Origin of the sequence: Georgenia subflava (genome assembly GCF_009193155.1) — a bacterium.
Classification (GTDB): domain Bacteria; phylum Actinomycetota; class Actinomycetes; order Actinomycetales; family Actinomycetaceae; genus Georgenia; species Georgenia subflava.
The window spans coordinates 465,575-481,123 of the sequence record NZ_VUKD01000003.1 but is presented as its reverse complement, the minus strand read 5'-3'; the positions used below and the strand labels follow the sequence as shown (position 1 = coordinate 481,123).

Here is a 15,549-nt window from a genome sequence, read left to right as displayed (position 1 = left end):
GTGCGACGCGGCGCGACGTGCGATGCCGTCCGTTGCCCCGGCGCGCGAGGACCGCGGCTCAGCCGATGGCGGCCACCGGTGCCGGCAGGGCGTGGCCCGAGCCGTCCCGGCGTTCGTCCACCGGCGGCAGCGCGACCGCCTGGCCGCCCGAGCCCACCGCACGGGCCGGCTCCGGGCCCACCCAGGCCAGCTGCAGGCAGTCCTCGCCGCGCAGGAAGCGCTGCGCCCGGACGCCGCCGGTGGCACGCCCCTTCGCGGGGTAGCGGTCCAGCGGTGTGACCTTGGCGCTGCCGGGCACGGTCCCGGGCAGCGCACCCGTCGTCCCGGCCACGGTGACGACCACCGAGGCGGAGACGTCGTCGGCGGCGACCACGGCGAGATGGATGACGGACGCGTCCGCGGCGAGCCGGATGCCGGCCACGCCCTGCCCCGAGCGACCCTGGGCGCGCACGGCGGAGGCGTCGAAGCGCAGGAGGCTGGCGTCGGAGCTGATGAGCACGAGCCGGTCGGTCTCGGCCGCGTGCCCGGCGCCGACCACCCGGTCGCCCTCCCGCAGGGAGATGACGCCCCAGCTGTCCTTGTTCGAGGGCCGGTCGGCCGTCACGCGCTTGACGACGCCCTGCGCGGTGGCCAGCACCAGCGGCGCCGCGTCCGCGTCCAGGCGTGCCAGGGAGACGACCTCCTCACCCTTCTCCAGGGTCACGAGCTCGGTCACCGGCACACCGCCGGAGAGCCCCGGCGCGGACCCGGTCGGCGGAAGCCCCGGCGCGTCCAGCACGTCCAGCCGCACGATGCGCCCGGCGGACGTCACCACGCCCACGTGCCCACGTGCGGTCGCCGGCACGGCCGCGGTGACGGCGTCGTGGGCGACGCGGGCACCGGCGCGCAGCGGCGCGTCCCCGTCGGCCGTGCGGGCGAGCAGTCCGGTGCCCGAGAGCAGCACCCAGCACGGGTCGTCCGGCACCTCCAGCGGCACCGCGCCGCGTCCGGCGGGCTGCCCCGCCGCGGCCTGGGTGGCCGGGCCGCCGGCGTGCTCCAGCAGCACGGTGCGCCGCGGCGTGCCGAACTCCTTGGCCACCGCGGCCAGCTCGTCGGAGACGACCGTGCGCAGCCGCTGCTCGGAGTCGAGGATCGCCTGCAGCTCCTCGATCTGGCGGGCCAGCTCGTCCCGCTCCGCCTCGAGCTCGAGACGGGAGAACTTGGTCAGCCGTCGCAGGCGCAGCGCGAGGATGTAGTCGGCCTGCGGCTCGGAGAGGTCGAAGACGGCCATCAGACGCACGCGGGCGGCCTCGGCGTCGTCGGAGGTCCGGATGACGGCGATGACCTCGTCGATGTCCGCGATGGCGATGAGCAGGCCGGCCACCAGGTGCGCCCGCTCCGTGGCCCGGTTCAGCCGGTACGTGGTACGCCGGCGCACCACCGTCAGACGGTGCTCGACGAAGACCTGCAGCAGCTCCCGCAGGCCAAGGGTGCGGGGCTGGCCGTCCACGAGGGCCACGTTGTTGATGCCGAAGGACTCCTCCATCGGCGTGAGCCGGTAGAGCTGCTCCAGCACGGCCTCGGGGTTGAAGGCGTTCTTCACCTCGATCACGACGCGTAGCCCGTGGTGCCGGTCGGTGAGGTTCTGGATGTTGCTGATCCCCTGGAGCTTGCCGGCCTTGGCGAGGTCGGAGATCTTCTCCATGACCCGCTCGGGCCCGATCATGTAGGGCAGCTCGGTGACGACGATGCCCTTCTTGCGCGCCGTGATGTTCTCGATGCGCGCCGTGGCCCGGGTGCGGAAGCTGCCGCGACCGGTCGCGTACGCCTCGCGCACGCCCTCGAGCCCCACGATCTTGCCGCCCTCGGGCAGGTCCGGGCCGGGCACGAACCGGATGAGGTCGTCCAGGCTCGCGTCGGGGTTGGCGATGAGGTGCCGGGCAGCGGCGACGACCTCGACGAGGTTGTGCGGTGCCATGTTGGTGGCCATGCCCACCGCGATGCCGGTGGCGCCGTTGACCAGCAGGTTCGGGATCGCTGCCGGCAGCACCGACGGCTGCGTCAGCTGGTTGTCGTAGTTGGGGACGAAGTCGACGACGTCCTCGCCCAGGTCCGCCGTCATCGCCAGCGCGGCCGGGGTCAGCCGCGCCTCGGTGTACCGCGAGGCGGCCGGGCCGTCGTCGAGGGAGCCGAAGTTCCCGTGGCCGTCGACCAGCGGCAGGCGCAGCGAGAAGGGCTGGGCCATCCGCACCATGGCGTCGTAGATCGCGGAGTCGCCGTGCGGGTGGAGCTTGCCCATCACCTCGCCGACCACGCGCGCGGACTTCACGTGGCCGCGGTCCGGCCGCAGCCCCATGGCGTCCATCTGGAACAGGATCCGGCGCTGCACGGGCTTGAGCCCGTCACGGGCGTCGGGGAGGGCACGCGAGTAGATGACGGAGTACGCGTACTCCAGGAACGAGCCTTGCATCTCGTTGGAGACGTCGATGTCGACGATCTTCTCGTCGACCGCAGGGGGAGTCGTCGGGGTCTTCCGGGCCATGGGGTGATTGTCCCTGACGATCGGGCCGAACCCGTGCAGCGGCGCGGGCGGACCTGAGCACGCCGCCGCCAGGTGCGCCGGCAGGTGTCGCTGGGTGCCGTCGGGGAGTGCCGCCGTCGGGTGCCGCCTGGAGGTGCCGGCGTCGGGGTGCTGGATAGGCTCGCTGGTCATGGACAGGGGCACGACGGCGCACGGACGTCCGGGGGAGGCCTACCCCGCCGAGTGGGAGGCCGACGTGGTGCTGCGCGACGGCGCCACGATGCACATCCGCCCCATCCTGCCGGGCGACGCAGAGGCGCTGCAGCGCATGCACCTGGCGCAGTCCGAGCAGTCGGTGTACTTCCGCTTCTTCGCCCCGATGGCCCGGCTGACGGACAAGGACCTGCACCGCTTCACCCACGTCGACCACCACGACCGGGTGGCCCTCGTGCTCACCCACGGCAGCGATATCCGCGCCGTCGGCCGCTTCGACGCGATCGGCCGGGGCGAGGCGGAGGTCGCGTTCTACGTGGCCGACACCGAGCAGGGTCGCGGGCTCGGCTCGGTGCTCCTCGAGCACCTCGCCGCGGCCGCCCGCGAGCGGGGGATCCACCGCTTCGTCGCCGACGTGCTGCCCGCCAACGCGCGGATGATCCGCGTCTTCTCCGACGCCGGATACGACGTCGACCAGTCCGTCGACGACGGCGTCCTGGCCGTCGCCTTCAGCATCGAGGAGACCGAGCGCTCCTGGCGCGTGATGGCCGAGCGGGAGCGGCACGCGGAGGCGCTGAGCATGCGCACGGTCCTGTCCGCCGGCTCCCTCCTCGTCGCCCGCCTCGGCCCGGACGGCGCCGAGGGGGACGTGCTCGCCACCGCGGCCGCCCGCTCGGTGCTCGCCGGCGGCTTCACCGGACCGCTCCACCTGGTCGGGCTGCCGGACGCGGCCGGCGGGCAGGCCGTCAACCACGCGGACGTGGGCGAGGTGGCGGGACCGGTCGAGCTCGCGGTGGTCGCCGGGCCCGCGCGGGAGGTCGTCGCCGCCGTGCCCGCGCTCGACGCCGCGGGCGTCCGCGCCCTCGTGGTCCTCTCGCACGGCTTCGGCGAGCAGGGGCCGGCCGGCATGGCGCACCAGCGCGAGCTGCTGCGCCGCACCCGGGCCGCCGGCATCCGGCTCGTAGGCCCGGCGAGCTACGGCGTCGTCGGGAACGGCCCGGCCGGCCGCTACAACGCCTCGCTGTGGACCGAGCGGGTCGGCCTGGCGCCCGACGCCGGCGAGCCGGGCGCCCTTGCCGACGCCTCGGCCGAGCGTGGCGTCGGACTGTTCTGCCAGTCCTCGTCCGCCGGGCTCGCGCTGCGCTCGACGGCCGCCCGGCGCGGGCTGCCGGTTGCGAGCTTCCTCTCCTCCGGGCTGCGGGTCGACGTCTCCGGCAACGACACGCTGCAGTTCTGGTCCGCCCACGACCCCACCGCCGTCGGGGCGGTCTATCTGGAGTCCATCGGCAACCCACGCAAGTTCTCCCGGATCGCCCGGCGGCTGTCCGCGACGAAACCGCTCGTCGCCGTCGTCTCCGGGCAGACCGGCCAGGCCACCCCGCCCGGTCATGCCGTACGCACCTCGACCCAGCCGCAGCGGGTGCTCACCGAGATGCTGCGCCAGGCCGGCGTGGTGCGCGCCAGGACCGCGCGCGAGATGCTCGACATCGCCGCGCTGCTGCTCGCCCAGCCGCTGCCCGCCGGGCCCCGCACCGCCGTCGTCTCGTCCTCGGCCTCCCTCGCCGCCCTGGTGACCGACGTCGCCGCCGCCGAGGGGCTCGCGGTCGCCGGGCGGCCGGTGGTCCTCGAGCCCCTGTCCGGCGGAGCCGCCTACGCCGCGGCGCTGACGGAGCTGGCGGCCCGGGACGACTGGGACGCCGTCGTCGTGGCGCACTCCCCGCCCCTGGGCCGGACCGACCCCGAGGTGGCCGCGGCGATCGCCCGGGCCGCCGCGCACGACACCCGCACCTGGGTGGCCAGCGCGCACGGCCTGCACGGGCTCACCGCCGCCCTGACCGCGGACGGTCGGACGGTGCCGTCGACCACGACCGTGGAGGACGCCGTCGCCGCCCTCGCCGGAGCCGTGCGCCACGCCGGGTGGCGGGCCGGGGCGGGGGACCCGCTCGTCTCCCCGTCGGGGATCGACCCGGTCCGCGCCCGCGACGTCCTGGCCGCCACGCTGGAGGAGCTGCCGCCCGGACGCCGGGAACGCCTGGACGGCGCCACCGCCGCGAGACTGCTCGCCTGCTACGGCATCGAGCTGCTGCCCGCCGCCACGGTGACCGACGAGGCGTCCGCCGTCGCCGCCGCCAACACGCTCGGCTGGCCGGTCGCGCTGAAGTCCGGGAACGAGGTGCTGCGCCACCGCGCGGACCTGGGGGGCGTGCGGCTGGACCTGCACGACTCCGACGCCCTGCGGGACGCGATGGCGCACATGCGCGCACGCACCGTGGCGGTGCTCGGCCGCGAGTCGGCGTACGAGGTGCAGGCGATGGCGGCGCCCGGGGTGGCGTGCGTCGTGCGCGGCACCGAGGACGACCTGTACGGCCCCGTCGTCGCCTTCGGTCTCGGCGGGGACGCCACCGAGCTGCTGGGGGACGTGTCCTACCGGATCCCGCCGCTCACCGCGGCGGACGTCGGCGAGATGGTGCACTCGGTCCGCGCCGCGCCGCGGCTGCTCGGGCACCGGGGGCTCCCGGCCGCGGACGTCGCCGCCCTGGAGGACGTCGTCGCCCGGGTGTCGATGCTGACCGACGACCTGCCGGAGGTCGCCGAGGTGCTGCTCAACCCCGTGATCGTGGGGGAGCGGGGCACCGCGATCACCTCTGCCGTCGTGGAGATCGCCCACCCGGTGCGTCAGGACGCGGGCCGACGCGCGCTGCCGGCACCGCTGCTGCCGGACGAGCCGGGTGTCCGGGGACCCGCTGGGGAGAGGGACGACGCCGACGCGCCCGGGGTGGGAGAATGACCGGGTGCCAGTGACGAACCTCGCCAAGCAGCTGCGCTCCGACCTCAATCTCGCCGGGTACTACCCCGACGTCGTCGCCGGGGTGATCGACGTCGCCCTGGCCGACGAGCCGGTGTCGTCCTTCCTCGTGCACCCGGAGACCACCTTCGACGAGACGGAGGTGTTCCGGCACCTCACGGCCCTCGTGCTGACCCCCACCCGCCTGGTCGTGGCGCACGTGGACGACGCGCCGGGGGCGGACGGCCGCCCCGCCGCGCTCGCCACCACCGAGTCGGTCGCCCTGTCGGAGGTCCGCTCGGTCGCCCTCACGCACGGGGTCAGCGAGCCAGCCCGGTCCCGCGGCATGGAGACCCAGGAGCTGACGGTCGCCATCAGCTGGGGGACCGCGCAGAGCATGGACCTGGTGCCCGCCACCTGCGGCGACCCCGACTGCGAGGCCGACCACGGCTACACCGGCACCATGACTCCGGAGGGCGTGGAGGTGCGGGTCAGCGCCCACGCCGAGGGCTCGGGGGCGCTGGCGGGGGCGCTCGGCTTCGCGCGGGCCCTGTCCGGCGCGACCGCCGGCAGCCGGGGCAGCCAGGCGTGATCGAGCATGCTCCGCAGGTACGCGCCGTCATGTCCGCGGCCCTGGACGCCGTCGGGCTGACCACGGCCTCGAACGGGACCACCGGCGCGCACGACCGGGCCGAGCTCGGCCTGCCCACCGCCCCGAAAGTGTGCGTGGTGCTCGTCGACGGGCTCGGGATGCGGATGCTGACCGAGCGTGGCGGGCACGCGCCCTTCCTGCGCTCGCACCTGCCGGACGCCGTGACCCTGCGCAGCACCTTCCCGTCCACCACCGCCACGGCCGTCACCGCCGTCGGGACGGGCGAGCTGGCGGGTGTCACCGGGATGCTGGGCTACTCGGTCCGCGACCCCGGCCACGGCGGCGTCCTGAACCTCATCCGCTGGGAGGGCACCGGGCTGACCCCGCGCGCCTGGCAGCGCCGCGACACGCTGTTCGAGCAGCTCGCCCGCCGGCGCGGGGCCGGCGAGGACCTGCCCGAGGTCGTCAGCGTCGGGCCCGCCCGCTTCGTAGGCTCCGGCCTCACCGAGGCGGCGCTGCGCGGGATGCGCACCGTCTCCGCCGAGTCGCTGGCCGACCGGGTCGACGTGACCGCCGCCCAGCTGCGGCGCCCGGACGTCGCCGCCGTCTACCTCTACTGGGGGGACGTGGACCACATCGGCCACAAGCACGGCTGGGGCTCGTGGCAGTGGGGCGAGGAGGTCACGGCCGCCGACGGCGAGCTGGCCCGCCTGGCCCGGTCGCTACCGAGGGACACCCTGCTGCTCGTCACGGCGGACCACGGCATGGTCGACGTCACGACCCGCACGGACGTCGCCACCACCCCCGCGCTCGCGCAGGACGTCGAGCTCGTTGCCGGCGAGCCGCGCGCGAGCCACGTCTACACGGCGCCGGGCACCGCCGCGGACGTGGCGCTGCGCTGGCAGGCGGAGCTGGGGGAGACGGCGTGGGTCGTCCAGCGGGACGAGCTCGTCGCCTCGGGGCTGCTCGGCGAGGTGGCCCCCGACCGGGTGGCGACGGTGGGTGACGTCGTCGCGGTGATGCGCGGCCGGGAGGCGGTCGTCGACTCGCGCACCCAGCCGCCGGCGTCGTTGGAGATGGTCGGCATGCACGGCGCGCTCACGGAGGACGAGATGGCCGTCCCGCTGCTCAGGACGGTGGTGTAGGTGACCGAGCTCCGGACCCGCGGGCGGGTGGTGTAGGTGGCCCAGCTCGTCTTCTTCTCCGGGACGATGGACTCGGGCAAGTCCACCCTGGCCCTCCAGATGGACCACAACCACGCCGCCCGGGGCCGGGAGGGACTGATCTTCTCCCGCAACGACCGGGCCGGCGAGGCGATCCTGTCCTCCCGGCTGGGCCTGGCGGTGCCGTCGGTGGAGGTCACCGACGGCACCGACTTCTGGGACGAGGTGGTGCGCCGGCGCACCCGCGGCGGCCGCGTCGACTACCTCATCTGCGACGAGGTGCAGTTCTACTCGCCGACCCAGGTGGAGCAGCTCGCACGGCTCGTCGACGAGATGGGCGTCGACGTCTTCGGCTTCGGCATCACGACCGACTTCCGCACCCGGCTGTTCCCCGGCTCGGCACGCATGCTCGAGCTCGCCGACCGGGTCGAGCGCCTCCAGGTCGAGGCGCTGTGCTGGTGCGGCGCCCGGGCCACCCACAACGCCCGTACCCTCGACGGCCTCATGGTCACCGAGGGGGAGCAGGTGGTGATCGGCGACACCGACCGGGCGGCCGAGGTCGGGTACGAGGTGCTGTGCCGGCGCCACCACGTGCGGCGCGAGACCGCCGCCGCGGCACGGGCGGCGAGCCTGAGCCCGGACACCCTGCCGTTCGGCACCTCGGCGGACTGACCGGAGCCTGCCCCAGGCGGTTGCTCCGGGCCTCTACTCGGGGCGAGCCCCGAAGACGATCTCGTCCCAGCTGGGGACGCTCCGGCGGGCGGTACGGCGCTGGCGCCGCCTGGCAGGCTTCTCCGCGGCGCTCTCCGACGACGCCGCCTCCCGCGCGGACCGGCGGTCGGTGCCGCCGGCCGGGCGGTCGGTGCCCCGGGTCGGGCGGTCGGTGCCCCGGGTCGGGCGGTCGCTGGCGGTCGGCCGCTCGCTCGCGCCGGCCCGCTCGAGCGCCGCGGGTGCGTCCTCGGCGGGCAGCGCGGGAGTGGTGCCCGGCTCGTCGGTCGCGACCGACGCGGCCGGCTCACGCCGCGGGAGCGCCAGCACGTGCGCGTCCGTCGCCTCCTCGGGCCGGGATGCGGGTGGGTGGGCGCCCCACAGGCCCTCGCCGTCCTCGTCCTCCGGCTCGAGCTCGGGCTGGAGCTCGCCGCGGGTGCCGCGGTGGGCGGCGAGCTCGGCCAGCAACGTCTCCGTCGGCGAGCCGTCCGGCCCCCCGGCGGCAGGTGCGCTGCTCGCCGACGCGGCCGACGTGGTCGATGCGGCGGCCGGACTCGTCCGACGCCGCTCCTCCTCGGCCTCGACGTCGAACACCCGGGAGCGAGCGCCGACCGGGCTCAGGTGGCGGCGCTGGGGCGCCCCGGGACCGACATCGGTCTCGGAGAGCCAGCGCGACTCGTCGTCGACGGCGTGCATCGTCCTGGCGGCGAGGTCCACCTGCCAGCGGGCCTCGCGCTCACGCTCCCCGGCCACGAAGGTGACCATGACCTCCCACGGCGCGCCCTGACGCCGCACCGCGTCCCACTCGAGGGAGCCGGCCTCCACCCCGCGCGCGGCGAGGCGGTCCACCACGAGATCTCCGAGCCGCGGCGCGTCCGACTCGTGCCCCAGGCGCTGGGCCTGGGCCTGCTGGACCACCCAGCTGCGCTCGGCGACGACGGGGCCCTCGTAGCGGCGCACGTGCTCGGCGGGCAGGCCGGACTGCTCGGCCACCTCCGCCACGGACGCGCCGGCACGGATGAGCGCCTGAATGTCCTTCGGCCGGAGCGCGGACTCACCGGCGGCGCGCAGCGCCTCGAGCCCGGGGCGGTCCCGGCGGACTGCTGCACGCAACGAGTCGTCGATGTCGAGCCGGTACCGCCGGCCGTCCTCGTCCGTGAGCGTGAGGTGCTCGCCGTCACCGTGCAGCCCGAGAAGTTCGAGCTCAACCATGGTTCCTCCTCGAGGTTCTCAGCACGAGGGTGCCACCTGCACGGCCCGCCGTGAGGGATTGGTGGAGGTGTGTTCGCGTGTCGGACAATGGTGGCAGCCGGGCCTGTGACCGGCGCCACCCAGGGAGGACCATGAACGACCAGCGCTCCGAGCCGCACGCCCGCGGTGCAACCGAACCCGTCCGGCACGAAGCCGCCACGTTCCCCGACGGCACGGACGCGCAGTCCCTGATGACGCTCTGCGAGGAGCTCGCCCGCGCGGCCGGGGACCACGTGCGCGCCCGCACGGGCGACCACGGCGGGGTGGCGGCCACGAAGTCGTCGGTCAACGACGTGGTCACCGCCGTCGACACCGAGGTCGAGACCCTGCTGCGGGAACGGATCGCGGCGGCCCGCCCCGACGACGGCGTGCTGGGCGAGGAGGACGGCGTCGTCGCCGGCACCTCCGGTCTCACCTGGGTGGTCGACCCGATCGACGGCACCGTCAACTTCCTGTACGGGATCCCGTCCTACGCCGTCTCGGTGGCCGTGGTGGCCGGTGGCGCGGACCCGCTGCGCTGGACCGTGCTCGCGGGCTGCGTGCACGCCGTCGCCGGGGGCACGACGTGGACCGCCGGGCTGGGGCGGGGCGCGTGGCGCGACGGGGAGCCTCTGACGGTCCGCCCGGCCGTCCCGCTGGGGCAGGCGCTGGTCGGCACCGGGTTCGGCTACACCGTCGCCCAGCGCACCCGCGAGGCCGCCGTCGTCGCGCGGATGCTCCCGCAGGTGCGCGACATCCGCCGGATCGGGTCGGCCGCCATCGACCTCTGCCTGGTCGCCGACGGACGCCTCGACGCCTACTACGAGACCGGGCTGAACCCGTGGGACATGGCGGCGGGGTCGCTGGTCGTGACCGAGGCCGGCGGGACGATGACCGGGCTCGGCGGTGCGCCGGCGTCCCCGGCGATGACCGTCGCCGCCGCCCCGGCCCTGGCCGCCGAGCTCGTCGCGGCCCTCGAGCTGGTCATCGCCTGAGCCCGGATCCACCGAAGGCGGGCCCCGGGACGGACCCGGGACGGACCTCGTCGCCGGTCAGGCACGTCCCGCCCGGCGGAGCCGGTACCACTGCGGCGCGGTACGTGTCAGCGGCCACCCCAGCTTCGTCGTGTCGGCGGGCTCGACCGAGAGCACCTGCCACCCGGCGAAGGCGGCCTCCAGCTCCGCTCGTGTCACGCCGCCGACCACGGAGCGCATCCTGGTCGCCTGGAACTCGAGCATCAGCAGCGTCGCACCCGGGTTCGCCAGTGCACTGACACCCCGGCCCTCGGCCGTGCGCTGCCCGGGCGAGAGGCCCTGGAAGCATCCGACGTCGAGGAAGAAGTCGAACGTGCCGAGCCCGGCCCCCTCGAGGGCGGTGACGTCGCCGACCGCGAAGGTGGCGCCCGGGATGCCCCTGCGGCTCGCCGCGTCGACCGCCTGCGGGACGGCGTCGACGCCCACGGCCTCCCAGCCCTTCTTCGCGAGCACCGCGGTGTGCAGTCCGCGCCCACAGCCGAGGTCCAGGGCCCGACCGGGCGGGTGCGGCCGTTCCGCCACCTCCCGGTCCACCAGCGCCTCGACCCCCGCACGGGTGGCCGTGGCGTGAGTCTCCCAGGGGGTGACGCCGAAGCGGTAGGCCAGCGTGTACCCGAGGCGGTACATCCGGTCGTGCGCCCTCATGCCGACCTCCTGGACACGTCGAGCAGGTCTCGCGCCGCGAGCACCCCCAATGACAGCACCGAACGAGTCTCCTGACGACCGCATCGGCCGGTGGTTCCCCGCTCGAGGGGGCGCGCATCCTGCGACGGCTCGGTAGCCGGCCGGCGTGCAGCCGTCCGACGGCCAGGTGGCGGACTGACGTGCAACCCTCCTGTGGCTCGGCGGCGGAGGCCTCCAGAGCTGTGAGGTCCCTCACGCGGGCGTCTCAGAACGCCGTGCTGCTGGGCGAAATCTGCTCCGGTGGTGCACAATCCGTTGACCGCGGGAACAAAGCCGGCTTCCGGACGTTTTCCGGGGTACCGGCAGGACCTGCCGCATCCCACTCATGTCAAGACGAAGAACCGGAGCGTGACGCCGAGATGGCGACCGACTACGACGCACCGCGCAAGAACGAAGAGGACCTCAGCGAGGACTCGATCGAGGAGCTGAAGGCTCGTCGCGCCGAGAAGAACTCCGGCGCGGTCGACGAGGACGAGGCAGAGGCTGCCGAGGGCTTCGAGCTCCCGGGCGCCGACCTGTCCGGCGAGGAGCTCTCGGTCCGGGTGCTCCCGCGCCAGGCCGACGAGTTCACCTGTGCGAAGTGCTTCCTGGTGCACCACCGCAGCCAGCTGGCCTACGAGGACAAGGGGCAGCTGGTCTGCTCCGAGTGCGCCGCCTGACCCACTCAGCGCCGGCCCAGCGCGGCCACGAGCTGTGCGGGCCGGCGTGTGCACACCAACCAGTAGGGCGTGGCGTCCCTCTCGTCGACGACGGGCACACGCACCCCCGAGCGGACCCAGGAGCGCTGGCAGACCCAGGCGCGCAGGTCCGCGTCGACCCCCATCACCCGACGCACCCCGTCGGCGTCGAGGATCTCCGCCGGCCCCAGCGCCTCGACCGGGATCACCGCGCGGCCGGCGTGCAGCCGCACCGAGCGCGGATCGCCGCCGTCTGCCGGGTCGCCGCCGGCGACCACCCGCACCACCGGTGAGCTGAGGACCAGCAGCACCGAGGTGCCGACGACCCCGAGCACGCCCGCGACGACGGCCGGGACCACGCCCCACGCCGAGGCCGCCAGCGCTGCGCCGCCGCCCACCAGCAACGAGAGCAGGTGCACCGCGGGCGAGGGGGACAGCCGTTCTTCGAACAGCGCGGTGCCGGGCCGGGTCGAGGTCTTCTCCACCCCTCAACTCTGCCACCTGCGGCGCACCTGCCCCGTGCGCCGTCGCGGGCAGGCCGGCGAGCCGTGGCATCTGCCCCCGCGGGCCGAGGGACCTGCAGGCGCCCCGGCCGCGCGGGTACAGTCGACCGCGCGCCTGCCCGCCCGAGCGTGCAGGTCCGAGACCGCCGAGGAGATCCACAGATGAGCTTGTTCTCGCGCCGCAAGCGCGCAGCCGAGACGCCGGAGCCCGAGGGTACCGACGACGCGGCGGCCACCGACGCGACCGGCACCGACGGCGCGGAGGAGGCGACCACCACCGGCGGCGGCCCGCACGACGTCGCCGACGTCCCCGAGCTCGGCCCGCGGCTGGACCTCGGCGCACTACGCATCCCGCCCCGGGCCGGCATGCAGCTCCGCCTGGAGATCGAGAAGAAGTCGCGCAACGTCGTCGCGGTCACGCTCGCCCTGTCCGGCTCGGCGATGCAGCTGCAGGTCTTCGCGGCGCCGCGCTCGACCGGGATCTGGTCGGAGCTGCGCGAGGAGATCAGCGCGTCGGTGTCCAAGCAGGGTGGCACGAGCGACGAGGTGACCGGTCCGTTCGGCCGCGAGCTGATCACGCGCCTGCCGGTCAAGACGCCGGAGGGTCAGCCGGCCCACCGCCCCGCCAGGTTCCTGGGCATCGACGGTCCCCGCTGGTTCCTGCGCGCGGTGCTGACCGGCAGGTCCGCCGTCGACCCCGCCGTCGCGGCCGAGCTCGAGGCCGTGCTCGCCGACGTCGTCGTCGTGCGCGGCGCGGAGGCCCGGGCGCCGCGCGACGTGCTGCTCCTCCACGCGCCGGGCAAGCCGACCGCGCCGCGGGCGACCGAGCAGGCGGAGCCCGGGCTGGACCCGCTGCGCCGCGGCCCGGAGATCACGGAAGTCAGATGAGCACGCGCCTGGGCCAGGCGCTGCACCGGCTCACGGCGTCGCGCGAGGAGCTCGAGGCCGCCGACGAGCGCCGCACCAGCCACGCCCCCGGCTCGGTCGCCGTCGCGGACCTCGTGCCGCGCCGGCGAGCGGCGGTCTCGGGCGTCCTGACCGCGCTGACGTACCGGCCGCGCACCCAGACACCGGCGCTCGTGGCCCGGCTCTACGACGGCACGGGCACCATCGACCTGATCTTCCTCGGGCGCCGGGAGGTGGCCGGCATCGAGCTGGGCCGCCGTCTCGTGGCCGAGGGGATGGTCTACGACGACGACGGGAGACCGGCGATGTACAACCCCGCCTACGAGCTCGCCCCGCGGGCGGCCCACGCATGAGCGCCGCCGGCGCCGACCACGGCGCGCCTGGGGGCGAGGAGCAGCCCCGCGTCGAGGAGCAGCCCCGCGTCGAGGGGCACCACCGCGTCGAGGAGCACCATCGAGTCGAGGAGCAGCACCGCGTCGAGGACGCGGCCGCCGACGCCGCCCAGGGCTCGAGGCTGCGCGGTCTCGCCGGCGAGGACTTCTCCGTCGCCGAGACGATCGGCGGCGTGCGCGGTCTCGTCGAGTCCATGGCGCCTGGGCTCGTCTTCGTCGTCGTGTTCATCGCCACCCGGGAGCTCGTGCCGCCGCTCGTCGCCTCCCTTGCGGTCGCCGTCCTCGCGATGGTCCTGCGCCTGGTCGCGCGCACCCCGCTCACGCAGGCCGCCGGCGGCCTCGTCGGTGTGCTGATCGGCGTGGTGTGGGCCTGGCGCTCCGGCGAGGCGGAGAACTACTTCGCGATGGGCCTGTGGACCAACGGCGCCTACGCCGTCGCGCTCACCGTGGCCCTCCTCGTCGGCTGGCCCGCGGTAGGAGTGGTGGTCTCGCTGCTGAAGAGCCAGGACTTCTCGTGGCGCACCGACCCGGCGCAGTCCGCTCGGCGGGCGCGCTACCGCCTCGCGACCTGGCTGTGGGTCGGGATGTTCGTGCTGCGCCTGGCCGTCCAGGTGCCTCTCTACGTCAACGCCGAGGTCGCCTGGCTGGGCACCGCCCGCCTCGTGATGGGCCTGCCGCTGTGGGGCCTCACGCTGTGGGCGACGTGGGTCCTGGTGCGGGAGCCAGCAGCCGCTGCAGCCCGCTGAGCTGGTCCTCGGCGTCCGCGGAGACGACGAGCAGCAACTCGTCGCCGGCCTCGAGCGTGTCGTCCGCGCTCGGGGCGAACGGGCGGTCCTCGCGGATGACCGCGGCGAGCACCGTCGCCGGGGGCCAGCTCACCTGCCCCACGCGCCGGCCGACCACCGGGGAGTCTGCGGGCAGGGTCAGCTCGTGCATGCTGGCGCCCGACTGGTGGAAGCGGAAGATCCGCACGAGGTCGCCGACGCTGACGGCCTCCTCCACGAGCGACGTCATGATCCGCGGCGTGGAGACCTGCACGTCCACCCCCCACGCGTCGTCGAACATCCACTCGTTCTTCGGGTTGTTGACCCGGGCGACCACGCGCGGCACGCCGAACTCCGTCTTGGCGAGCAGGGAGACCACGAGGTTGGCCTTGTCGTCGCCGGTGGCGGCGACGACGACGTCGCTGCCGGACGCCTCGGCCTCGGCGAGGGCGCTGGGCTCGCAGGCGTCCGCCAGGAGCCAGTCCGCCTCGGCCACGCTCGCCACCCGCATGGCGGCGGGGTTGCGGTCGATCAGCGTCACGGCGTGACCGTGGGCGAGGAGCTCGCGTGCGATGGAGCGGCCCACGGAGCCCGCCCCGGCGATGACGACGCGCATCAGTCCTCCTTCGGCGGGGGAGTGGCGAGGACACGCTGCGCGGCGCCGATCCGGTCGGTCGCCACCATGAGGTGGACGACGTCGTTCTCCTGCACCACGGCGCCGGGCTCGGGCACCAGGCCGCGGCCGAGCCTGGTCAGGTACGCCACCCGCGCCCCGGTCGCGCGCTCGACGCGGGCGACCGACTCGCCGACCCAGTCGGTGTGCACGTCGCACGTGACGAGGGAGACCTTCGACGAGGCGTCCTGGTACTCCGAGACGGCGCCGAGCGGGAGCATCCGGCGCAGCACCTGGTCGGCGGTCCAGCGCACGGTCGCGACCGTGGGGATGCCGAGCCGCTGGTAGACCTCGGCCCGGCGTGGGTCGTAGATGCGGGCGACGACGTTGTCCACGCCGAACGTCTCGCGCACGACCCGGGCGGCGATGATGTTGGAGTTGTCACCGTTGGAGACGGCGGCGAAGGCGTGCGCCTCCTCGATCCCGGCCTGGGCGAGCGCCTCCCGGTCGAACCCGAGCCCCGTCACGCGGCGCCCGCCGAAGTTCGAGGGCAGACGGCGGAACGCGTCGGGGTTCTGGTCGACCACCGCCACCGAGTGGCCGTTGGCCTCGAGCTGCTCGGCCAGCGACGCACCGACGCGGCCGCAGCCCATGATGACGAAGTGCACGGGACGTGACGCTACCGCCGGACGCCCGGCCGGGGTAGCGGACGCCTCGACCGCCGGACGCCCGGCCGGGCCGCTGCCGCCCGCCGCGCGCTGTCCGTGCGCGGGCTTAGCATGAGG

The 15,549-nt window shown here is 75.0% G+C and carries 15 protein-coding genes; 9 read left to right on the top strand and 6 right to left on the bottom strand.

Annotation, left to right across the window (positions count from 1 at the left end; translation table 11 throughout):
* Positions 1-58: 58 nt before the first annotated feature.
* Positions 59-2,521, bottom strand: a complete 2,463-nt coding sequence (locus tag GD748_RS12190; RefSeq protein ID WP_152195704.1) for a DNA gyrase/topoisomerase IV subunit A — start codon at positions 2,519-2,521, stop codon at positions 59-61.
* 169 nt (positions 2,522-2,690) lie between these two features.
* Here GD748_RS12190 and GD748_RS12185 point away from each other — a divergent pair, with 169 nt between their 5' ends.
* From GD748_RS12185 to GD748_RS12170, 4 genes are read left to right on the top strand one after another with little or no spacing between them, the layout of a single operon-like run.
* Complete coding sequence (locus GD748_RS12185; protein WP_152195457.1) at positions 2,691-5,501, top strand: GNAT family N-acetyltransferase; 2,811 nt, start codon at positions 2,691-2,693, stop codon at positions 5,499-5,501.
* 4 nt (positions 5,502-5,505) lie between these two features.
* The gene (locus GD748_RS12180; protein ID WP_152195456.1) at positions 5,506-6,090 is read left to right on the top strand and encodes a DUF5998 family protein; all 585 of its coding nucleotides are present in this window, start codon (positions 5,506-5,508) and stop codon (positions 6,088-6,090) included.
* Positions 6,087-7,235, top strand: coding sequence for an alkaline phosphatase family protein (locus GD748_RS12175; RefSeq protein ID WP_226921254.1), 1,149 nt, complete (start codon positions 6,087-6,089; stop codon positions 7,233-7,235). Before GD748_RS12180 ends, GD748_RS12175 begins: the two co-directional genes overlap by 4 nt.
* 36 nt (positions 7,236-7,271) lie before the next feature.
* On the top strand, positions 7,272-7,925 hold the full coding sequence (locus tag GD748_RS12170) for a thymidine kinase (RefSeq protein WP_152195455.1): 654 nt from the start codon (positions 7,272-7,274) through the stop codon (positions 7,923-7,925).
* A gap of 33 nt (positions 7,926-7,958) precedes the next feature.
* Here the strand turns inward: GD748_RS12170 and sepH are convergent, their stop codons facing one another.
* Positions 7,959-9,173 (bottom strand): septation protein SepH, encoded by a 1,215-nt coding sequence (sepH, locus tag GD748_RS12165; protein ID WP_152195454.1) that lies wholly within the window; start codon positions 9,171-9,173, stop codon positions 7,959-7,961.
* A 131-nt stretch (positions 9,174-9,304) separates the two neighbouring features.
* On the opposite strand from sepH, the gene GD748_RS12160 reads away from it, so the two are divergent.
* Positions 9,305-10,186 (top strand): inositol monophosphatase family protein, encoded by an 882-nt coding sequence (locus GD748_RS12160; protein WP_152195453.1) that lies wholly within the window; start codon positions 9,305-9,307, stop codon positions 10,184-10,186.
* Positions 10,187-10,243: 57 nt separating this feature from the next.
* Here GD748_RS12160 and GD748_RS12155 read toward each other — a convergent pair whose 3' ends face one another.
* The gene (locus GD748_RS12155; RefSeq protein WP_226921251.1) at positions 10,244-10,870 is read right to left on the bottom strand and encodes a class I SAM-dependent methyltransferase; all 627 of its coding nucleotides are present in this window, start codon (positions 10,868-10,870) and stop codon (positions 10,244-10,246) included.
* Between the two features lie 398 nt (positions 10,871-11,268).
* Here GD748_RS12155 and GD748_RS12150 point away from each other — a divergent pair, with 398 nt between their 5' ends.
* Positions 11,269-11,568 carry a DUF4193 domain-containing protein gene (locus GD748_RS12150; protein ID WP_152195452.1) on the top strand — a complete coding sequence of 100 codons (300 nt, stop codon included), beginning with the start codon at positions 11,269-11,271 and terminating at the stop codon, positions 11,566-11,568.
* A 5-nt stretch (positions 11,569-11,573) separates the two neighbouring features.
* Here GD748_RS12150 and GD748_RS12145 read toward each other — a convergent pair whose 3' ends face one another.
* Positions 11,574-12,071, bottom strand: a complete 498-nt coding sequence (locus GD748_RS12145) for a DUF3093 domain-containing protein (RefSeq protein WP_152195451.1) — start codon at positions 12,069-12,071, stop codon at positions 11,574-11,576.
* A gap of 180 nt (positions 12,072-12,251) precedes the next feature.
* Between GD748_RS12145 and GD748_RS12140 the strand changes: the two genes are divergently transcribed.
* The 3 genes from GD748_RS12140 to GD748_RS12130 are packed head-to-tail and all read left to right on the top strand — an operon-like array spanning position 12,252 to position 14,133.
* Entirely contained in the window at positions 12,252-12,977 is a 726-nt protein-coding gene (locus GD748_RS12140; RefSeq protein WP_152195450.1) for a DUF3710 domain-containing protein, read from the top strand.
* Positions 12,974-13,348: an OB-fold nucleic acid binding domain-containing protein gene (locus tag GD748_RS12135; RefSeq protein WP_152195449.1), complete on the top strand. Its 375-nt coding sequence runs from the start codon at positions 12,974-12,976 to the stop codon at positions 13,346-13,348. The genes GD748_RS12140 and GD748_RS12135 overlap by 4 nt, the downstream gene beginning before the upstream one ends.
* On the top strand, positions 13,345-14,133 hold the full coding sequence (locus GD748_RS12130) for a DUF3159 domain-containing protein (protein ID WP_193312924.1): 789 nt from the start codon (positions 13,345-13,347) through the stop codon (positions 14,131-14,133). Before GD748_RS12135 ends, GD748_RS12130 begins: the two co-directional genes overlap by 4 nt.
* Here the strand turns inward: GD748_RS12130 and GD748_RS12125 are convergent.
* Positions 14,075-14,767 carry a potassium channel family protein gene (locus GD748_RS12125; protein WP_152195448.1) on the bottom strand — a complete coding sequence of 231 codons (693 nt, stop codon included), beginning with the start codon at positions 14,765-14,767 and terminating at the stop codon, positions 14,075-14,077. The genes GD748_RS12130 and GD748_RS12125 overlap by 59 nt on opposite strands.
* Positions 14,767-15,417: a potassium channel family protein gene (locus GD748_RS12120; RefSeq protein ID WP_152195700.1), complete on the bottom strand. Its 651-nt coding sequence runs from the start codon at positions 15,415-15,417 to the stop codon at positions 14,767-14,769. Before GD748_RS12120 ends, GD748_RS12125 begins: the two co-directional genes overlap by 1 nt.
* Positions 15,418-15,549 lie beyond the last annotated feature (132 nt).